Source organism: Candidatus Krumholzibacteriia bacterium, assembly GCA_035268685.1.
In the GTDB taxonomy this organism is placed as follows: domain Bacteria; phylum Krumholzibacteriota; class Krumholzibacteriia; order JAJRXK01; family JAJRXK01; genus JAJRXK01.
Genome location: DATFKK010000124.1, coordinates 1 through 2,741 on the forward strand (window position 1 = coordinate 1; position 2,741 = coordinate 2,741).

The following is a 2,741-nucleotide window of genomic DNA, read 5'->3' on the forward strand; positions in this document are numbered from 1 at the left end:
AGATCGGCTTCAACCGGATCTCGATGGGCGTGCAGGACCTCTGCTCGCGTGTCCAGGAAGCCGTGCAACGCGTACAGCCGACCGAGATGACCTACGCGTTCTACTCGATGTGCCGCGACGTGGGCTTCGAGAGTGTGAACATGGACCTGATCTACGGTCTTCCCTACCAGAACGTCGAGCGCTTCGGCGAGACGGTGGACCAGGTCGTCGAGTGGGGGCCCGATCGCGTGGCCGTGTTCAACTACGCGCACGTCCCGTGGATCAAGCCGCACCAGGAGAGAATGCCGGCCGAGGCGCTTCCCGAACCGCGCGAGAAGGTTGCGATCTTCCTCGAGACCGCGCGGCGCTTCACCGCCGGTGGCTACGAGGCGATCGGGATCGACCACTTCGCGAAGAAGGACGACGCACTGGCCGTGGCGCGCCGCGCCGAGAACCTGCGGCGGAACTTCATGGGCTACACGACACAGCCCGAGACCGAGGCCGTGGCCTTCGGCGTGACCAGCATCAGCGAGATCAGCGGGACCTACGCGCAGAACGCCACCCGCCTGAGCGAGTACCAACGCCAGGTGAAGTCCGGGCAGCTCACCACGCACCGCGGCGTTCGCATGAGCGACGACGATCGTCTGCGCAACGAGGTCATCATGGATCTCATGTGCAACCTGGCGATCGACAAGCGTCGCGTCGAACAGCGCCACGGCGTGGACTTCGACGCCACCTTCGCGGACGCTCTCGAGGCGTTGCGGGAGATGGTCGACGACGGGCTGGTGGAGTTGAGTGACGACCGCATCGGTATGACCGAGCGCGGTTACCTCTTCGTGCGCAACGCGGCCATGCACTTCGACGCCTACCTGGAGCCGCCCGGCAGCAGCGACAAGCCCCTGTTCTCACGAACCGTCTAGAGGCGGTTCCGTCGCCCCTGTCGATTGGAGCCCCACATGGCAACGCAGCGCGTCGTCGTCCTCGGAGCCGGGATCGCGGGACTGGCCGCGGCCTACCGCATTCGCGAACAGGCCCGCGAGCGGGACCTCCCCGTCGAACTGCTCGTGCTCGAGGCGGGCCACGAAGTCGGAGGCAAGATCGGCACCGTCGGCGAGGACGGATTCCTCTGCGAGACGGGCCCGAACGGATTCCTGGACAACGAGCCCGCCACCCTGCGGCTGGTCGACGACCTCGGCCTGCACGACGACCTCCAGCGCAGCGAGGACGAGGCCCGACGACGCTACCTGGTGCGCAACGGGCGAATGGTCGAAATGCACATGAACCCGGCGAAGTTCATGCGCTCGCCGCTGCTGTCGACCCGGGCCAAGCTGCGCATGGCCGGCGAGTACTGGGTGAAGCCGAAGACGAGCGACGACGACGAGACGGTCGGTGACTTCGGCCGCCGGCGTCTGGGGCGGGAGTTCACCGAGGTCATGCTCGACAGCATGGTGAGCGGGATCTTCGCGGGCGACGTCGATCGTCTGAGCGTGGCCGCGGCCTTCCCGAAGGTCGCCACGCTCGAGGAGGAGCACGGCGGGCTGTTCCGCGGGATGCTGGCCAAGCGGCGCGAGGTGCGCGCCCGCAAGCAGGCGGCGAAGGCCGCGGCTGCGAAGCCCTCGGAGAACGGGACCGTTTCGGACACGCCGCGCAAGGTCGAGGCCGGCCCCGGCGGTGTCCTGCACAGCTTCCGCGAGGGCATGGGCCAGCCGATCCGCACCCTCGCCGAGGAACTCGGTCCGGAGATCGTCCGGCTCGGCACGGCCGTGGCCCGGATCGAGAAGCGGGATGGCGGTTTCCGCGTACAGATGGCCGAGGGCGACGCGATCGAGGCCGATGCGGTCGTCGTGGCTCTGCCGGCGCCGGCGGCGAGCCAGGTCCTGCGCGGTTGTGCCGACGAGGCCAGTGCCGCGCTCGCCGAGATCGTGATCGCCGGCGTGCACGTCGTGCACCTGGGCTTCCGCCGCGACCAGGTGCGCGATCCGCTCGCCGGTTTCGGCGCACTGATCCCCCGCCGCGAGGGCATCCGCACGCTCGGCTCGATCTTCACCTCGAGCACCTTCTCCGGGCGGGCGCCGAAGGGCTACGTCCTGCTCACCAACATGATCGGCGGTCGGCACGATCCCGACGCCGATCGTCTGGGCGACGAGCAGCTGCGGCAGCAGGTCCTGGGCGACATCGGCCCCCTGCTCGGATTCGAGGGCGAACCGGTGTTCAGCAAGGTCATCCGCTGGGCGCGGGGCATTCCCCAGTACGAACGCGGACACCTCGAGCGCGTCGAGCGCGCGCGGTCCGATGCCGAACGCGTGGGCGGACTCTTCCTCGCCGGCAACAGCGTGGCCGGTGTCAGCTTCAACCACTGCGTCCTGCACGCCGAGTCCCTCGGAGTCGACGTGTGCGATCAACTGCAGCACCGGGCCGGGGATCCGGCCACGGGCTCTCGCGAAGGAAAGGCGACCTCGTGACCCAGGTTCCCGATCTCGTCCGCCTCGGTACCCGCGGAAGTCCCCTGGCTTTGTGGCAGGCCCACTGGTGCCGTGATGCCCTGCTCGCCGCCCATCCCGGACTGCGGGTCGAGGTCGTCGAGGTCGAGAGTGCGGGCGACGTCGATCTGCAGACGCCGCTCGTGCAGATGGGCGAGATCGGAATCTTCACCAAGACCCTCGAGGCGGCGCTGCTCGGCGGGAAGATCGACCTGGCCGTGCACTCGTTGAAGGACGTGCCCGCGGCACTGGCCGACGACACCGAGATGGTCGCGGTGAGCG

Annotated in this window: 3 protein-coding genes; all 3 read left to right on the forward strand. The window is 68.6% G+C overall.

What is annotated here, in order from left to right; translation table 11 throughout:
- Positions 1-899: oxygen-independent coproporphyrinogen III oxidase (hemN, locus tag VKA86_11920; protein ID HKK71919.1), on the forward strand; the 899-nt coding region annotated here is incomplete at its 5' end.
- Positions 900-935: 36 nt separating this feature from the next.
- Positions 936-2,441: a protoporphyrinogen oxidase gene (gene hemG, locus VKA86_11925; protein ID HKK71920.1), complete on the forward strand. Its 1,506-nt coding sequence runs from the start codon at positions 936-938 to the stop codon at positions 2,439-2,441.
- On the forward strand, positions 2,438-2,741 hold a 304-nt coding region (gene hemC / locus VKA86_11930; protein HKK71921.1), incomplete at its 3' end, for a hydroxymethylbilane synthase. The genes hemG and hemC, both read left to right, overlap by 4 nt.

What these genes read in the sequence shown, in the direction of transcription:
- hemG (HKK71920.1), top strand. Translation starts at nt 936, where the DNA reads ATGGCAACGCAGCGCGTCGTCGTCCTCGGAGCCGGGATCGCGGGACTG.